This window comes from Rhodocytophaga aerolata, from assembly GCF_030503435.1.
Lineage (GTDB): Bacteria > Bacteroidota > Bacteroidia > Cytophagales > 172606-1 > Rhodocytophaga > Rhodocytophaga aerolata.
Window position 1 is genome coordinate 1 of record NZ_JAUKPO010000065.1, and the last position, 15,814, is coordinate 15,814.

27 protein-coding genes are annotated in these 15,814 nt (G+C 37.2%); 16 read left to right on the forward strand and 11 right to left on the reverse strand.

Going from position 1 to position 15,814, the window contains the following annotated elements; genetic code table 11:
* Positions 1-76 precede the first annotated feature (76 nt).
* From Q0590_RS34920 to Q0590_RS34945, 6 genes are all read right to left on the reverse strand, one after another.
* On the reverse strand, positions 77-634 hold the full coding sequence (locus Q0590_RS34920) for a replication/maintenance protein RepL (protein WP_302042315.1): 558 nt from the start codon (positions 632-634) through the stop codon (positions 77-79).
* Positions 635-2,088: 1,454 nt separating this feature from the next.
* Complete coding sequence (locus Q0590_RS34925; RefSeq protein ID WP_302042316.1) at positions 2,089-2,679, reverse strand: RepA protein; 591 nt, start codon at positions 2,677-2,679, stop codon at positions 2,089-2,091.
* 318 nt (positions 2,680-2,997) lie between these two features.
* The gene (locus tag Q0590_RS34930; RefSeq protein WP_302042317.1) at positions 2,998-3,411 is read right to left on the reverse strand and encodes a hypothetical protein; all 414 of its coding nucleotides are present in this window, start codon (positions 3,409-3,411) and stop codon (positions 2,998-3,000) included.
* Complete coding sequence (locus tag Q0590_RS34935; protein ID WP_302042318.1) at positions 3,408-4,214, reverse strand: relaxase/mobilization nuclease domain-containing protein; 807 nt, start codon at positions 4,212-4,214, stop codon at positions 3,408-3,410. Before Q0590_RS34935 ends, Q0590_RS34930 begins: the two co-directional genes overlap by 4 nt.
* Positions 4,211-4,510 (reverse strand): hypothetical protein, encoded by a 300-nt coding sequence (locus tag Q0590_RS34940; protein WP_302042319.1) that lies wholly within the window; start codon positions 4,508-4,510, stop codon positions 4,211-4,213. The genes Q0590_RS34935 and Q0590_RS34940 overlap by 4 nt, the downstream gene beginning before the upstream one ends.
* Before the next feature lie 3 nt (positions 4,511-4,513).
* A complete protein-coding gene (locus Q0590_RS34945; RefSeq protein WP_302042320.1) occupies positions 4,514-4,837 on the reverse strand; it encodes a plasmid mobilization protein in 324 nt (107 codons plus the stop codon).
* 296 nt (positions 4,838-5,133) lie between these two features.
* Between Q0590_RS34945 and Q0590_RS34950 the strand changes: the two genes are divergently transcribed.
* The 4 genes from Q0590_RS34950 to Q0590_RS34965 all read left to right on the forward strand — a co-directional run bounded on the left by Q0590_RS34950 (position 5,134) and on the right by Q0590_RS34965 (position 6,878).
* Positions 5,134-5,394 (forward strand): hypothetical protein, encoded by a 261-nt coding sequence (locus tag Q0590_RS34950; protein WP_302042321.1) that lies wholly within the window; start codon positions 5,134-5,136, stop codon positions 5,392-5,394.
* Positions 5,395-5,831: 437 nt separating this feature from the next.
* On the forward strand, positions 5,832-5,999 hold the full coding sequence (locus tag Q0590_RS34955; RefSeq protein WP_302042322.1) for a hypothetical protein: 168 nt from the start codon (positions 5,832-5,834) through the stop codon (positions 5,997-5,999).
* 143 nt (positions 6,000-6,142) lie between these two features.
* Complete coding sequence (locus Q0590_RS34960; protein WP_302042323.1) at positions 6,143-6,553, forward strand: response regulator; 411 nt, start codon at positions 6,143-6,145, stop codon at positions 6,551-6,553.
* Between the two features lie 130 nt (positions 6,554-6,683).
* Positions 6,684-6,878: a hypothetical protein gene (locus tag Q0590_RS34965; RefSeq protein ID WP_302042324.1), complete on the forward strand. Its 195-nt coding sequence runs from the start codon at positions 6,684-6,686 to the stop codon at positions 6,876-6,878.
* 39 nt (positions 6,879-6,917) lie between these two features.
* Here Q0590_RS34965 and Q0590_RS34970 read toward each other — a convergent pair whose 3' ends face one another.
* Positions 6,918-7,316 carry a hypothetical protein gene (locus tag Q0590_RS34970; RefSeq protein WP_302042325.1) on the reverse strand — a complete coding sequence of 133 codons (399 nt, stop codon included), beginning with the start codon at positions 7,314-7,316 and terminating at the stop codon, positions 6,918-6,920.
* Between the two features lie 262 nt (positions 7,317-7,578).
* Between Q0590_RS34970 and Q0590_RS34975 the strand changes: the two genes are divergently transcribed.
* Genes Q0590_RS34975 through Q0590_RS34985 form a run of 3 tightly spaced genes read left to right on the forward strand, consistent with a single transcriptional unit; the run spans position 7,579 to position 8,447 of the window.
* Entirely contained in the window at positions 7,579-7,998 is a 420-nt protein-coding gene (locus Q0590_RS34975; RefSeq protein ID WP_302042326.1) for a hypothetical protein, read from the forward strand.
* Positions 7,999-8,055: 57 nt separating this feature from the next.
* Complete coding sequence (locus Q0590_RS34980; protein WP_302042327.1) at positions 8,056-8,274, forward strand: hypothetical protein; 219 nt, start codon at positions 8,056-8,058, stop codon at positions 8,272-8,274.
* An 11-nt stretch (positions 8,275-8,285) separates the two neighbouring features.
* Positions 8,286-8,447 carry a hypothetical protein gene (locus tag Q0590_RS34985; RefSeq protein WP_302042328.1) on the forward strand — a complete coding sequence of 54 codons (162 nt, stop codon included), beginning with the start codon at positions 8,286-8,288 and terminating at the stop codon, positions 8,445-8,447.
* A gap of 80 nt (positions 8,448-8,527) precedes the next feature.
* Here the strand turns inward: Q0590_RS34985 and Q0590_RS34990 are convergent, their stop codons facing one another.
* Positions 8,528-9,052, reverse strand: a complete 525-nt coding sequence (locus tag Q0590_RS34990) for a replication/maintenance protein RepL (RefSeq protein ID WP_302042329.1) — start codon at positions 9,050-9,052, stop codon at positions 8,528-8,530.
* A gap of 550 nt (positions 9,053-9,602) precedes the next feature.
* Between Q0590_RS34990 and Q0590_RS34995 the strand changes: the two genes are divergently transcribed.
* The 3 genes from Q0590_RS34995 (at position 9,603) to Q0590_RS35005 (ending at position 11,455) form a co-directional block, all read left to right on the forward strand.
* Positions 9,603-9,806, forward strand: a complete 204-nt coding sequence (locus Q0590_RS34995; RefSeq protein WP_302042330.1) for a hypothetical protein — start codon at positions 9,603-9,605, stop codon at positions 9,804-9,806.
* A 98-nt stretch (positions 9,807-9,904) separates the two neighbouring features.
* Positions 9,905-11,020: an FIST signal transduction protein gene (locus Q0590_RS35000; protein ID WP_302042331.1), complete on the forward strand. Its 1,116-nt coding sequence runs from the start codon at positions 9,905-9,907 to the stop codon at positions 11,018-11,020.
* Between the two features lie 186 nt (positions 11,021-11,206).
* Complete coding sequence (locus Q0590_RS35005) at positions 11,207-11,455, forward strand: hypothetical protein (RefSeq protein ID WP_302042332.1); 249 nt, start codon at positions 11,207-11,209, stop codon at positions 11,453-11,455.
* 23 nt (positions 11,456-11,478) lie between these two features.
* Here Q0590_RS35005 and Q0590_RS35010 read toward each other — a convergent pair whose 3' ends face one another.
* Positions 11,479-11,853 (reverse strand): response regulator, encoded by a 375-nt coding sequence (locus Q0590_RS35010; protein WP_302042333.1) that lies wholly within the window; start codon positions 11,851-11,853, stop codon positions 11,479-11,481.
* A 466-nt stretch (positions 11,854-12,319) separates the two neighbouring features.
* Here Q0590_RS35010 and Q0590_RS35015 point away from each other — a divergent pair, with 466 nt between their 5' ends.
* The 6 genes from Q0590_RS35015 to Q0590_RS35040 all read left to right on the forward strand — a co-directional run bounded on the left by Q0590_RS35015 (position 12,320) and on the right by Q0590_RS35040 (position 14,804).
* The gene (locus tag Q0590_RS35015) at positions 12,320-12,517 is read left to right on the forward strand and encodes a hypothetical protein (protein WP_302042334.1); all 198 of its coding nucleotides are present in this window, start codon (positions 12,320-12,322) and stop codon (positions 12,515-12,517) included.
* Between the two features lie 35 nt (positions 12,518-12,552).
* Entirely contained in the window at positions 12,553-12,969 is a 417-nt protein-coding gene (locus Q0590_RS35020) for a response regulator (RefSeq protein ID WP_302042335.1), read from the forward strand.
* Positions 12,970-13,062: 93 nt separating this feature from the next.
* On the forward strand, positions 13,063-13,290 hold the full coding sequence (locus tag Q0590_RS35025) for a hypothetical protein (RefSeq protein WP_302042336.1): 228 nt from the start codon (positions 13,063-13,065) through the stop codon (positions 13,288-13,290).
* Entirely contained in the window at positions 13,283-13,972 is a 690-nt protein-coding gene (locus tag Q0590_RS35030) for a recombinase family protein (RefSeq protein WP_302042337.1), read from the forward strand. Before Q0590_RS35025 ends, Q0590_RS35030 begins: the two co-directional genes overlap by 8 nt.
* 11 nt (positions 13,973-13,983) lie before the next feature.
* Positions 13,984-14,397, forward strand: a complete 414-nt coding sequence (locus tag Q0590_RS35035; RefSeq protein ID WP_302042338.1) for a response regulator — start codon at positions 13,984-13,986, stop codon at positions 14,395-14,397.
* A 29-nt stretch (positions 14,398-14,426) separates the two neighbouring features.
* Entirely contained in the window at positions 14,427-14,804 is a 378-nt protein-coding gene (locus tag Q0590_RS35040; RefSeq protein ID WP_302042339.1) for a hypothetical protein, read from the forward strand.
* A 54-nt stretch (positions 14,805-14,858) separates the two neighbouring features.
* Here the strand turns inward: Q0590_RS35040 and Q0590_RS35045 are convergent, their stop codons facing one another.
* Complete coding sequence (locus tag Q0590_RS35045) at positions 14,859-15,098, reverse strand: hypothetical protein (RefSeq protein WP_302042340.1); 240 nt, start codon at positions 15,096-15,098, stop codon at positions 14,859-14,861.
* 46 nt (positions 15,099-15,144) lie between these two features.
* Positions 15,145-15,678, reverse strand: a complete 534-nt coding sequence (locus tag Q0590_RS35050) for a hypothetical protein (protein WP_302042341.1) — start codon at positions 15,676-15,678, stop codon at positions 15,145-15,147.
* Between the last annotated feature and the right edge of the window lie 136 nt (positions 15,679-15,814).

A 15,814-nucleotide genomic window follows, 5' to 3' on the forward strand; every position in this document is an offset into this window, starting at 1 on the left:
GCCTTATTGCTCAGCAAGTTGGACCTCTCCAGCGCTCGCTTCCCCTTCAGGCAATTTCTTTGGTTATAACCGATTTTTATTCTTTTGCTGTCTCAAACAAATCTGCTTGATTTGGATTAGACATTTTTTTAAAACTTCGTTTCCTATATTCAGTCAATAAAACAATTCTGTCACCTTTATAAAAAACCTGAGGATTTATAAAAAATAGATTACTTGCACTTGCTCTGGCAATCATCTCATTGTCTAATAATTCTGTTAAACCTTTATAGACAGCTTCATTAGAAGTATAGCCAGTAAATTTTTTGCAATCATCTAGCTCAAAAATAATTCTATCATTGAACTCCGTAATACTCATCACATAGGCACAAACCTTTTGTGCTGGCTTAGATAAATTAAAAATTGCTTGCAGTTGAGATTGAAATATTTTGACGAATTCTTCTTTATCAACTTCTTTTTTGGTAGCAATAAATAACGTATCATCTATTTCTCCTGTAACAGTATCTATTAAAGCCTTAGGAGTTTTCTTGGTTATAGCAATATTCCTATTTCTTTTAGGCACCAATAAATTAGGCATAAATGGATTCTCCTTGTTAAAGGGAAAATCTTTTATCTTTTTTTCATTTTTTTCAAACATATATAAAATAATTTTTCGATTTTATGGATATAATTTCGAAAAACAATTCTACTAAATTCGAAACATAATTCCAAATTATTTAATTAAAATCGTAAAATTATTTCGATTTATTTCCTGTAAAATCGAAATAATTTTACAGGAAATGCGTAAAATTTTTCTACGATTTGTAGAAAAATTTTACGCATTATATATTTGATAATCAATTACTTATATATAGTGAATATCTTAATCTATTTTTTATACTACTAAAAAGTGCCTCAAATAAATATGATAGTTAAACTACTCCGAAATCCTGATCGGATTTCAGGTTTTTTAAGCCATGAGCGCCTCTGCAAAGAGGGGGAGGAAGGGATTAACTAAACCCTGCTTGAAACGTATGAACAGATACTTTAATTGGTAAATTGTAATTGAACGTAAGGTAAGGCAAGGATTTATTAGCCCAGCTCTGATCGCTTACCTTAAAAGGTATTCAAGATAGTTTAGTAATCCTTTGTCAGTTAGACAGGGCACGCATTTTGTGTTTGCCCTGTTTTTTTACTTTAGCCAACTAAAAAAGGTTTCGTCCGTTATAATTTGCACCTGATTTTACCTGTAGTAGCGCTAGCAATTAACACAAATGGGGAATAATTTGGAGTGATGGTACTTAGCCATCACGCGCAACCGGATATAAGGGATACAGTAGCATCCTTTATTGAATTAGACAGGGCATGTACGCTTGTATATGCTTTGTTTTTTTATAAGCTACTTATATACAGAATCCCATATAGGCTACTCAAGAAAGTGACCAATAGATGAGTTACTTTAAGGGAATTTAGTTCTAACGAAATTTAGTTTTATACGTAACTACTCCTACTTCGACCAGCTATCGATTAAATATGACAAGTAAGGCAGTGCAGCAAGGTGTGTATTGACATGTGTTACTTTAAAGGATAAGATGTAATTAAAGGATAGTAGTTTATTATCATAGTAGTTTATTATTTTAATCCTTTTTTATAAACAGAGCCAGCCGCAATGCGCAGGCTCTGTTTTTTTATTGGGTCACCAAAGCGATTAATAATAGTTGGGAATCAATTTCTGATCAATTCTTTTAAACAAACCGTATATAGAGGATTAGTAAAATTTTTTGTTCATAAACAAGGCATCTACGCTTGTATGTGCCTTGTTTTGTCTTACTGAGAAAAGTAAGAAGTGAAAAAAGTAATTTCGAGGCTAAGATAGGGAACCAATCGGCTGCAAATACACTTATTATCAGTGTAGGGAGAAGCGATCGAGAAGTACCCCCATTTTTTTATATACTTAAGGAGCGATAAATCCTTTTTTAAACAGCGTTTGTATCTTGTATGAACGCTGTTTTTTTATATACCTACAAAAAGAGCTAGGAGGAGAAAAATAATTATACTCATTTTTTTATCTTCACCTTTGACAGGCTTCCTTTCATTCATTCAATTTCTTGGTTAGCTTTCTGCCTCAAATTTTTCTATTTTATCTTTATAATCAATCTGATCAACTAAGTTCAACTGATTGTGATCGGCCTGTTTTTTCTTTTTAATATAGGTCTTTGCAAAGGTTACTCGATCGCCATTAAATATAACAAGTGGATTAATGAAGTATTTAAAATGGCTATCACTTCTGGCAACAATACCACATTCAATTAAGTTGGCAATTCCAGAAAGAACATCCTTTGGATGTTTATACTTAGTATATTCTAGGCACCTGTTCATCTCAAGAAAAAATTCATCTTGTTTAGGTTTTAAGATACTTATGATATAACCAAATACTCGAATAGCAGCCTTTGATAGCTCCCAAAATGATGTAAACTGACTCAAATACAATTTAGTAAACTTCTCTTCATCAACTTCAATATAACGCATAAAGGCACTATGCCCTTCTACATCACCGGCAGACGATACAATCAGTTGAATTTCATCCTTGTTTTTGGGCCGTATAACCTGAGTTTTCTTAACAATTTTTATATCTTGGATGGCTTTTTCAACAAAAGGATTTTCCCTGAATACCTCGTATTGTTTTACTGATTTATAGGCCATAATGGTAAAAATAATTTACTGCAAAAGTAAATACTATTTACTAAAATAATAATAATATGGTAAATTATTTTTACCATATTACATTAAAATATGGTAACAAATTGTACCAACCTGGTAAAAATAATTTACCAGGTTGGTAAAAATGGTATATTGATAATCAAGTAGTTATATCATTTCGCTTCTTAGGTTCTTATACCTACCTTTCTTGATCTATACATTAGTTGCTTAGTTGAACTATAGAAATCTTGTCGGATTTTAGGTCTTCTTATTTATTGACAGAGCCAACAAAAGGGGCAAGAGGGGGAAAAATAATTAGTATCATTTCTTCTTTCCCTTTGATAGATCAGGCTTTGGTTGAGCGAGCTCTTGTTCAAGATCGTAAGCTTTTTGGGCCCAGTACTCGGCCCTTTGTTTGTAATCTGCCTTAGAGACATAAAACAACACGCTTAGCGCCGTCATCAGCAAGGCCCAAGCAACAATTCCTATCAGGCTTCCCATCATCCATCTTGGCATCAGGATTCCTCTGCTTAATTGGGTATTTACTCTGTGATGAAAAGCCTCTAAGGGCGCTGTATCCACCTGAGCTACTAGGGGTCGCTTCTCTAAGCGATCAATCTGGTCTTTCACCAAAGGAACCACTTGATTGACAACCTTACTGGCTTTCTGCAGGGTCTCAATTTCGCGGGTTAATAATTCGAGTAATACTTGTTGAGAAAGTTTTTCGGTTTTCATCGCTTATTTATAAGGCCGGATTTGTTGTCGGTACTTAATTTTTGTTGAGTTTGAACATTTTTTAAATTCTCTGTAAGCAGACTCGCTAACCGGTTGCCTGATAAGTTGCGGTCTACATCTGAAGCCTTTATTTTTTCCCCTTTTGCCCCTGTAGATGCGGCATCTATTAGCTCAAACTGGACTCCTACCAGCTGACCCTCTTTATTTCGCTTTAAAACTACCCCTAGGCCACGCTCCCTCATTAGTTGACTGTATTGCTCAACATCTTTGGGTGCCTGCTTTAAAACGGCTCTATGTGCCTTTAGAACCTGCTCTTGCATAGGCTTTTTCTCGGCTTGCTTTTGGAGTTGTACTTGTTTGGCTGTTGTTAGTCCCCTGTTTAAAGCAATCTGTTCTGCCAGGCGGCTTGCCCGGTTGGATAAAAAGGAGTCTTTATAGGCTTTTCCCGCTAAATCAATCCGGTTCACATACAGATGTACATGCTGGTGAGCTTTGTCATGATGGCTGTAGGCCACATACTGATGCTCTTCTAGGTTCATGCCCTTAATAAAATCCCGGGTAATGCTTTGCATATCTTGAAGACTAAGCTTTTTTCCATCCTCAATCGTGGGAGAGATCACAAACGCCAAAATGTTTTTCTCACAACGCGTATTCATATCTCCAAAGAGTTTAAACTCTGCTTCTATCTCTTTAGGACTATGCCCACGTATATACTGGCGGTCAATCTCTTGAGCCCCCAATTTAGTTTTGGCATAAACTAGCGCATTCCCAGCATGCCTAATGGTTTTCCCCCGGCCGATCATAGAAGCGTAAAGCGTTGTTTTCGTCCATTAATATATAAATCAAACTCCTGGGAAGTCGCTCGCCGGTAGGCAGCCTCATATTCCCAGCACTCAATAGGTGTACTTGATTCAAATAAGTCTGAATAAAGTAGTTGACTATCGGGATCTCTTAAGTTAAATTCAAAAAAATCAATGATAGGATCTGGTTTGGAAAAATTAACTACTACTTGAGCAGGTGGCTGACGGCTCGCATACAATTTACAGTAGTGATAGATCCCTTCTCGATAACACCATTTAAAGCAAAGAACATGATCCATGATTCATTGAAATTTTTTCAAGTGAGCCTCCATTTCCTCTTTCAACTGAATAATCGCTATAAGTAGCTCTGTAGATTCTGTTCTACTTTTTACCAGATTGGCTATAGCAGCAAAGTTGTTGCGAAATATATGTAGTTGCTTATAGAGATTTAATTCCTCAGTTGTAAAACGCATCTTCATCTCGCGGTTAAAAGCAGCTTGGCGGATATACTCTGATAAGCTTAATCCTACCTTTTCTGCCATTAATGCTACAGCTTTTTTCTCTAAGGGAGTAAACCGTACACGGACTTCTACATCCCGAGTAATTACTTGTTTGGGGCGGGCCATGCTACATTCAATAAATGAAACAAACGTTTAGTTAAAATTATTCTTTGCAAGCTTGCGAGCAAAGCAAGACGGTTTTTGGAGCTGAAAACGATAGTTTTCGTAGCGACAAAAACACGTCTTGTAATAGCTGCGCTTAGAAGATACGTCAAGGTAGGAATATTTTCGCAAAAATGAAAAACAAGGCACTGTTTATTTATCTAGGTACTTTCAAAGAAAAAATAAAAACTAAAGTATGTTCAATTTTTACTAGATTACTACTAATGTCAATCGGGTAGCTACCAAATCAAAGTAAAAAAATGATCGATCCCCTCTCTACAGATCTGGCGCTACAAAATTTATCAGAAGAACGTATACTCAATGGAGAACAGCGGTTATTAATACGGCTAAATCAATTTTCGCAAATCATTCAACAAAAATCAGAACAGGAACTAGACGCAATCAGACTACATGTTTTATTAACGTATAAAGATCATTGTACACAGGCTGATGTAGTCGGGCTATGCCTGCACATGATTCAAGTCATAGATCAGCAGCTAGAAACTCTAAAAGCCAGGTAATGTAAGGCAACTACTAATTAACAGCATACCTCTTTGAATTAGTTGTCCCTTTAGGAATTTTTTATAGAGAAGGTTGGTTACTGCGCTAGAAACTCTAACGTATAAATTCGTACCGTAGCTGATTATGCCTGGCAGCGTATCCAAAGATTTAGCTTCTCAGATGTTGACCTATGAGAGCCATCTACAAGTCGAACAGCGTTTAGCGGTTATGCTCAATAAATTTTCAACCTATATAGAGCGCAAGAATCTAAAGCAATTAGTAGAAATACGCTCACAGATCCAAGAGCAATCTCAAAGGCACTATTTAGATAATGATACGGTAAAACTTTGCTTGCAGATGATCCATATCATAGACAGGCAGCTTAGAAGATTAAGTGGCCATTAATCTGACTTGAGAGAGATAGTTTTTGCTTTTAATTTTCACTAACCATAGCTTTATGGATGACAAAATCAAGTTTTACCAGCAAATGATTGAGTATCAGCAGCAATTAAGAGAAGCCCTTAGAAAAGATCAGTTAGCTACCCTGCATCTGTTAGAGATCATTGATGAGCAGATAACGATCTTAAATGACCTGATTGTAGAACTTAGATCATTAAATACCTAATCGTATGATAAGTTCTCCTCTTACCTAATACAATTTTTGTATCTTTGTTAACCAGCATTAGCATTTAAAAGGTAAAACCTCCTTCTCTACTAGTTTAAATTTCTCCTTACGCAAATCATACCTGTAGTTATATTACATAGAATATGCACAAGCTTTGCTGTGTCCTGTTAATTGATGATGATAGTACCTCTAACTATCTGCATAAGTTCCTTATCTGTGATCTGCAAATCTCCCACCAGGTACATTGTTGCACAAGTGGAAAACAGGCTCTTGCTTTTTTAGAACAATGCGTCCAAAACCACTCATTTCCTGAGCTTATTTTTATAGACCGCAAAATGCCGCTAATGGATGGCTTTGAGTTTTTAAAGATATATATGGAAAGAGAGTATCACAAAAAGTATGTCTCTATTATCACCATGTTAACAGCCTATATCAATTCAGCGGATCTCACCTATCTTAGTCACCTGGGCTTTGTTAAGTACATGCCTAAGCCTTTGACAGAAAAAGAACTGCTGGAAGTAGTTCATGCCCACAACAACAGGCAATCTTGTTAGCAGACACAAGAGCAATGTGTACTATTTATCTGTTTTTTTTCTTTTTTCATCAGATAACCGGTTAATTTAATCGAATAACAGATAGATAAGTAAAAAATCTACATATCTTACTGCTGTAAATCAGAGCGTAATGAAAAGAAAACCCTTAACACTTGAGCAAATAATAAGGCAATTGGAGATTACCTCTATGAGGTTGAAAGCACACATTGATGGACTTAAAAAAGAGGTAGAAGCCTTCGATGAGTTTTTACTAGAACATCGAAAACAAATGCAAGGCTCCGCAGATTCAGGGGGGCAACACCACCCATCTGCTAGCAAGAGCTGACAGGGGCTTAATATATATTTACAGTTGTACCAAGTTTTGCTAAGTAGTTCTCTCTATCCATTGTTGGGCGGTTGGTAAGTCTTTGAAATAGGTGATGGTAAGTGGATTTTTCTCCTTTAGCGTCTGGTGGGCTTTATTCATGGACTGTTGCCCAAAAATACTTTCAGGCACAACAAACGCCACATGTTGTAGCCCATCCTTTAGTACTTGCCCAAACCATTCATTTTTTACAAGCTCACTTACGCCAGGGGCATAAATACCCATTTCCCGTAAATCGATAATACATTTTTTAAGCTTATAATAGCGGATCATGGCATACTCATGCTGAAGGATCTTCACAAAATTATCATAGGGAATAAATCCTTTAAACTTCACCTGAAGACAGGCTAGCGCTTGGTTGTGGATTACCTGGGCATATGTTTCTACTAGATCTTTCATAAGGGTGAAACTAAACGTGCGTGTTAGGGTAAATTAGCGCTATGGTATATGACTAATACAATGAGCCTATATACCTGACAGGTCAGGCAACTAGAAGAGGGTTATTTTCGACCAATAGCTTTAAAAGAGCGGTAAAAGTAGACATATTCTTTAGGTGAATAATTATAAAATTAGCTTTTATAATAACTTTTATAGTGTAGGCCTTCATAACAAAGTTACTTGTGTAGGGATTGCTGATATAAAGTATAAAATACCAATTGATATGAAGAATTTTATACCTTTTATTAGTCTTTTTGTATATATAGTAAGCTTTGGAACAGATGGTTTTTCGCAAACTCTTTCGCATACATTGCCTGATCAATCCGCTAATAGTACAAAAATGCCTCAAACGAGTACTTCAATGCATTTAGCAGCGACTGTCTTTCAGGCGAGTGACGATCCGTTCAGTATAAGGATACATCTTGAAAATTATGGGCAAGGAAAGGTGTCTATCAAATTAAAATCTTCAACTACGCTCTTACATAAGGAAGTTATCGAACACAAGACCTATGCCCGTAGATATAATATGTACAACTTACCTGCCGGTGAGTATCAGATTGAGCTAAAAAATGAAAAGCAGATCTATACCAAAACAGTAAGTATAAAAAATGAGAATGGGATGCGGGTGTTAAGCATTATCTAAAGAGAGCAGCAGGTAAAGGTATTTTTAATTGTCTTAGTTTTTAAACCAACCCTAGTTATGGCTACCCAGCAATTAATTCGTAATAGTAAAGGAGTTGTTTTCTGTACCTTAGAACACCAGCCCCAGAAAGGCATCATTTATGTTAATTGGAAAGGATTTGTAAATGATATAGAACCGTCTAAACAAGCTTGTTTAGCTATAGCTGAGATGATTCGCGCTACTGATTGTAGACATGTAGTCAATGACAACCGTGAGCAGGTGGGTTCCCAGCCTTAAAGAGTGCTGGGATGGAACGAATGGCTCATATTCACTCGACAAATTATTTTACCCAGCTCTCCAGCCAAAATGCCTTAAAGAATATAATTGATGGCATGAAGATTTATCATTTCTCTGGGCATAATGAGGCTATCAAATGGTTAAATGAAAGCAATGAAGAAGTAAAAATCTAACCAAGACACGTATACTAAGCGTTCGTATAGTTTGTCGACTTGCACCTGTTCATTGCTTGCTTCCCCTTCAGTCAATCTCTTTATTGGCTTTCAGTTAGCTTTTTTTGTAGCCCTTCAAAGTCTTTTGCCTCCAGTAGTTTTTTTCTCCCAGGCTTTTTCTTTGATTTAACTACATGGCCAAAAAGCCGTGTCTGATAATCGCCATCTTGCTCAGAACTTGATAAATATACTTTAGCAGAAAAAAGAGCAAATTGTTTGTTGTTTGCCAATGACTTCCAGGCAATTTCTGTATTGACAGCATAAATATTGGTTGATCCGGATTTAAGTACTTCTACAGCCTTTTTTTGTTTAAGGTAGCTTATAGAATTTCCAATTGTATTTCTGTGTACGTTAAGTGACTCTGCAAGGGCAATTTGACTAATTACCAAGGCATTATTCTTATCCATTTTCTCAATAATCCAGAGTAATACCTTAAGAGCTGTAGGATTTTCTTCAATCATTTCTCTAATGAGAGAAATATTATCTTCATAAAATTGAATAAAGTTATCATTTACAATTTTTTCCTCTCCTGTCTGAAAATCTGTTGCTATCTTTTCGTGTTTCATAGGGTATAGGGTTTATGCAAACACGCCTATTTTTTTGTGCAATGTGCACAAATTAAATACAAAATAAAACAATTAAATGTAATAAATTAGCAAACCTGCACAATGCTGGATTGTGCATATATGCACAATCCAGCATTGTGCAGGTTAAAAACATAATACATTGATTAACAGAAGATTAATGTGTTGTTATATCTAAGTCTTATAAGTATACGATTATACCTGCTTTCTACTGATCACTCCCGCTATACACTTTTACTTAAAATCTTACATGGTTATCTTTTTCTCATCTGTTATTTTTTTCATTCCCTATTCCCTTCATTTATATCAGATTAGCCACAAGCTAGCCGGTTTTCAAATTCTTTTTTGACAACTGCCTGATTTATCTGCAGATATGGTGGGCTAACTTTTTAAGAAACAGCAAAATATTAGCTTATTTTCCTTTAGCATTTGTTCCATAAACGCTCACCTGTTGGTTTTTTAGCTTATTTACTGACAAGAATGTTCAATCTGACAACATTTGTTACTTAACTACTTTTTTATTCTGTCAAGTATGGGAAAAACTAAACGGCTCATTGATGAACTCGTGCGGCTAAAGGCCCAGGGCAATACCTTCCAGGAGCTTAATATTCAGATGAAATTAATGTTTAAAGGCATTGACGTGAAAAATATTTCTGAGCAAACGCTAGATGATCCATCTACCATTGCCAAGATCTATGAAGTAGCACAAGCTTTTGGCGTCAAACTCGCCTGTTAACTAAGGGGTGTTAAGCCATATTTACAGGCTAATGATTAAGCATTTGTGATTGCATACCACTCACGTTTCTATATTTTTCACTTAAGAATTATCTACTTATGAATATTAAATCCGTGTATTCTTCCCATCCCGAGGCCCTTCGAGCCGTGGGTGAGATTAAAGAGCAACTGAGTGGTCTTAGGGCCAATTTTATTCTCTACTTTGCTTCCTCCTATTACGATGCGCAGAGCCTGGCTAGTAGCATGCAAGAGGTATTTCCAGAGGCAGTGGTGGTGGGCTGCTCAACAGCTGGAGAGCTTACTTCAGGTAAGATGCTGACCCACTCACTGGTGGCTATGGCCTTTAGCGAAGGGGTAATACAAAGGGTAGAGATAGCTCTTGCTTCTAACTTAGGGAAAGATACAAGGGCCATTAACAAAGCTGTAAGTGGATTAGAAAAGGCATTGGCACATCCCCTACATAGCCTTGATCCGGATCAATACGTAGGGATTCTACTTACTGATGGGTTGAGCGGGCAAGAGGAAAGAGTCAATGATGAGCTTGGCAACTTAACCAATATTACGTTCATTGGTGGATCTGCCGGGGATGATTTGCGGTTTGAGAAAACCTATTTATACGCTCATGGGAAAGTTTACTCAGATGCGGCCCTGCTTATTTTACTTAAACCTAAGGCTAAGTTTCACTTTTTAAAAACGCAGAGTTTTCTTCCCACAGATAAAGTCTTGAAAGTAACTAAGCTTAATGAAGCCAAACGGGAAATCTTAGAATTTAATCATCAGCCGGCCACAGTTGCCTATGCGAAAGCGCTAGGCGTAGCCGAAGAAGAGTTAGATGAGCACCTATTTAAAAATCCGTTGGGATTAATGTTTGATCCACAAACCCCTTTTGTTCGAAGTCCTCGCATGACAGAAAACAAGAGTGTATTGTTCTATTGTGCCATGAAACAGAATATGAGCCTGACGTTGCTTCAATCAACCGATATCATAGCTGACACAACTGCTGCCTTGCAGAAGGCCAAACAAGAGCTAGAAGGCATATCAGCCATTATTAATTTTAATTGCATCCTGCGTACCTTGGATTTGAAAGGGCAAGATAAAACAGAAGCCTATGGCAAATTATTTACTACTATACCTACCGTTGGCTTTAGCACCTACGGAGAAAACTACATAGGTTTTATTAATCAGACAGCTACTATGCTGCTATTAAAAGAGTAAAACGAAAGCTGTTACAGACTTTATATACCTGCCTAAACATGACTATAAAGGTCCATGCTTAGGCAGTTTCTTTATATTAATTATAGACTATATAGCGATACAATATAGAGCGTTAAAATAGGATTTCTACTGTTTTATTTTTATTTAGCTATCCCTGTTTTCTATCAGTCAAAAACCAGCTCCTTTATGCATCCTTTGTCCTTCACTATTCGGGTTGAACAAATCAGTAGAGAGCTGTTTATAGGCTTTATCAAAGAAATGCCTTCGGTTGCTCAAATCAAAGGAAATTCTGCCTTGCAGGTCTACCATCAACTATGTAGCCAGCTAGCTGGCATACTGAAAGAAAAAAAGGATTTGAAACATGTACAAATATACAGAGAGTTTCGGCTAGCTCTGCCTATCGATTTACCGGCTGCCTCTTCTATAAACAACTAAAAGCAAGCCTAGAGGCTAGGTGATCACTCAATGTGTTCTTTTTTCAGAGGTTTCTCCAGGTAAGGAGCAATGCCAAGTCGAGTAATTTTTTCTATATCCTTAGGGTTAACAGAGGTAGTGAGCACTTTTACTACCCCAGGAAATAGCTGATGGTAGTTCCTGGCTTTGTACTCCTCTAAAAATTCCATGCCATTCATCACCGGCATATTGATATCAACAAAGATTAAAGCCGGCCAGGCTTGCCTTTGAGCGCAATCTTGAAGAAAGTCTAGTGCCTTTTGCCCGTTTTCACAGATATATACCTTGCTGGCAACCTTTAGCTCATCAAGTAGGCATTTATGTAAAAAATTTGTTACCGCATCATCATCAATCAACAGAATAGAGTCAAGTTGTTTCATAGAGGTTTACATCAAAGAAATACATGTCATTGAAAGAAAGGAATAAAAGTTACCTTTATGATGGCTAAACAGTCTCTACTAGCAGAGGTTACAAGGTTGTAAGTTAATTGGAAAATAAAACGATCAGAGATAAAAAGAAAAATTGTATAAGTTGCAGCATTAAAAAAAAGAGTGGTTCTGTGTAATAAAATCCTTTAATGGTACAAAAATCGCACCACAATAGCTATCTGCTTTTTAAAAATATCTTCATTAACCAAACGTATCTTCCCCCCCTGCAGAGGCGCCGATGGCTTAAAAAACCTGAAATCCGATCAGGATTTCGATAGATAGGTTAGGGGAGTAATCGTAGCCTTATTCACCACTTCCTTTTTTTTGATACCCCGATAACCTACTATAAATGTTGCAGAGTTGATTTATCAAAGCTTAAACGCTCGTTTGAGTTGTGATAAATTTGGTATATTGCCCTATGAATAGAGGGGTACCTATTCCAATTTTTATTCTTTACCCAACTGATTCTACCCGCTTATTGGTGCTTAAGAGTCAGTATAACCGGCATGCCATGAAATATAATTCTTTGTATCGCTATTTAGTTGACCATGAGAAAGAACATTTAACTACTATTTTATCTTATCTGCATGAGCAGATAAAGCATCATGAACAGTAATTAATAACCCTCACCCATACTCCATATAGATCTGCATGAAAAAGCTTAAAAAGATTCTCTTAGTAGATGATGATCGAGTAAATAACTATCTCAATGAAGCGCTTTTAGAAGAACTAAATATTTCAAATACTATTAGCATAGAAGAAAACGGAGAAAGGGCTTTACAGCACCTTCTGGAGCATTGTGAAGCTACAGAAGGCATTTGCCCACAATTAGTCATCCTAGACCACCGCATGCCGGTCATGGATGGCTTAGAGCTGATGAAAGAGCTAAATGAGCGGGGCTTCATTGCCTCTCAGCAGATTATCTTTATCTTACTTGGTGTGCATTCAACCAAAGAGCATATTTTAGAATTTCAAAAATTAGGCGTGCAGGAGTATACTGAAAAACCGCTGTCTCAACAGGTAGTACTGGATGCCTATCGTAAGTATTTTTCTACGCATACTCTCTAGAGATCATACTGTAATTAGCATACAGCAAAAGAGAAATCAAAAAACATAGTCTACGTCATTATTTAGTCTTGAGCATTTCTTACCCGTAATTCTATGAGTGATTATAGAGAGTATCGATATATTCAACCAGGCGATGAGCAGATTAGCTTTGATTTGCCGCTTACCTTAAGCGAGCTCAAAACCCTGCACAATAGCATAGCCAGGCAATACAATCTGGACTTAAAGAAAGGATTCATTGGACTACCCACGCAAGAAATGCTTGGTAAGCTTGATAAATTAATTATTTACCTGCAAAAACAACACTATCCCAGCCATGACTAATTCAGAGCCGATGCACGCACCTGTCAGCTACATTGCCTATTACCGGCTATCCACCAAAGGACAAGGAAAATCCGGATTGGGACTCCAAGCCCAAAAGGCGGCTGTTGGTGCTTATGTAAGAGACAAGGGAATACTTGCCGAATTTTCTGACATTGAATCCGGTAAAAAAGACGACCGGCCAGAGCTGTTAAAAGCTATTCACCTGGCTAAAGAGAAAGGCGCTAAACTCATTATTGCTAAACTAGACCGGCTATCACGTAATCTTACCTTTATCTCTTCTTTACTAGATAATCATATCTCATTTGTCTGCTGTGATATGCCCGAGGCCAATGAGTTTACCATTCATATTTTTGCTGCCTTAGCCCAGCAGGAACGCAAGATGATTTCCCAACGTACCAAAGCTGCTCTAGAGGCAAAAAAGAAATTAGGAGCAAGGCTAGGAACACCTGCAAACCTGACCTTAGCGCACCGGCTAAAAGGAGCAGCCATGCGATCCCTCCAAGCCAGAGAGAATCTTCCAAATAAACAAGCAACTAAAATTATCGTACGCTGTAAAAAGGAGAATATGACCCTTACGCAAATAGCCTGGGAGCTAAATAGTGATGGGTACAAAACTTCTCAAGGAAAGCGCTTTACTCCCATGACTGTCAAGCGGTTGCTGGATAGATGTAATACACTATAAACTATACTTTAGTGAGAAAGGTTAAACATCTTTTGGTTGTCGATGATGATTCAGCAGCTAGATACCTGGCAGCTGAGGCGATTCAAGAGGCGCATATAGCAGAAAACATTATATTCTGTGAACATGGCCGGCAAGCTTTAGCGTATGTATTAGAAAACTGTTTGCCTACTATAGAGCACCCTAATAGGCAATGTCCCGAGCTGATTCTACTCGATATCAATATGCCGGTGATGAATGGCATGGAATTTTTAGAGGAGCTAGCTAGCCTAGAAGAGTTGAAACACACTCATACATCTGTGATTCTGTTAAGTAGCGCCCAATACCATAAGGAAAAAAGTAGGCTTGATCGCTTCACTATCTTAGGCTACATCGAAAAGCCTGTAACTTCAGAAAAACTAGTAAACTTAGTAAAGCATACCTACTAAATCGCTTCAATGATAAGGCTAGTCTGTATATGGGAAAAGATATGTTGGCTGTGAGTGATATTATTGGAAAAAACCGCAGGAATGTGGAAAGGATCTTGGGAAGGGCTGAGAAACTAAGCACTCTAACAGCAATAGAGCATCTTACGGCTATAAGTGCCTGTTATCAAGCAGGTCGAATAACTATTGTCTATGTTGATAACACGGCTGACTGGATAACCATTGATGGCCGGGAAGATCAGATAATAGAAGAGTTTTTTCGCTTTTTAGGGGTAACAACTACACTAGCTAATTTTAAGTATCAAGGTATAGTCAGGTATTTTAATCTTGCCGGCTTAGCAGAAATAGCCATTTATGGAAACTATGAGGGCTACATAGATCATGTTTGCATTAAAGCCTTCACTAAGTAAATTAGCTAATCAGCGAATTTGTTCATAGAAAAGTTCTCGCTGGTTTGACATCTGCTATTTTTGCAGCTCATATTTAAATTCATCAAAGCGAATTCCCTTTTCACTTTCTGCTTTTTGTAGACGCTCCAGTAGTTCTTTCCCTGATAAGGGTTTGCCATCAGGTCTGTCCAAATGATCGGTTAACGCATTTTCATCTCCCACTGAGCTTTTTAGCTTTAAGCGTTCAGCTAAAGCAAGTAGTAGACATAGATCATGCTCATTGGTTATTTCAAAAGTGATGGTCTTTGTAGTCATTCTTTTCTATCAATGGTGTTCTGTAAAGAAATCTTGCTGTATTTTCTTATCTATAATTCTCTGGACTGGGATGTAGATGTAATATTACACCTATTCCGTGGTTAGTAAAGCCAACTTTAACTCTATACAGGTCTTGCTCATATAGATTACTTCCTAAGATTGAGTTATAGAGCTCAACAGCTTTGATGCCTTGTTTATTCGCTTTTATTCGAAAGGGAATAGAAATAGTAAACGTGCCAATACCCATGCCTAATATAGGCCAGAAAGCCTTGCTGTCATAGCCAAAAAGTTTATAGCCTAACGGATAAATTATGCCAATGATACCAACGGTTGCTAAACTGTTAGCTAAAGAATAATTTGTCTTAGCCGGTTTTAGTAAGCTATAAGCCTGCTCATGTTTTTTCAGGATTGGAGCCACTTCTTTGATATTCAAATAAATATCACCATACCTGTATCCATGATTGGGAAATCCTTTTATGATTTCTATCTTTCTTAAACCAGGCTGAGCATAAAGATTCACTACACTCAGTAAAACAAGAATGATTGAGCGATAGATAAGTGAGCGATAAAGAATTTTCATAGCATAGATAGTTGACTAGTGTGGTAGCCTGCTAGGTAAAAAAACCCGGAAGCTAAGTGCGAGCTTATACGTCATCCGGGCTTGACTTGCGTCGGCGTTGCCTTATTGCTCAGCAAGTTGGACCTCTCCAGCGCTC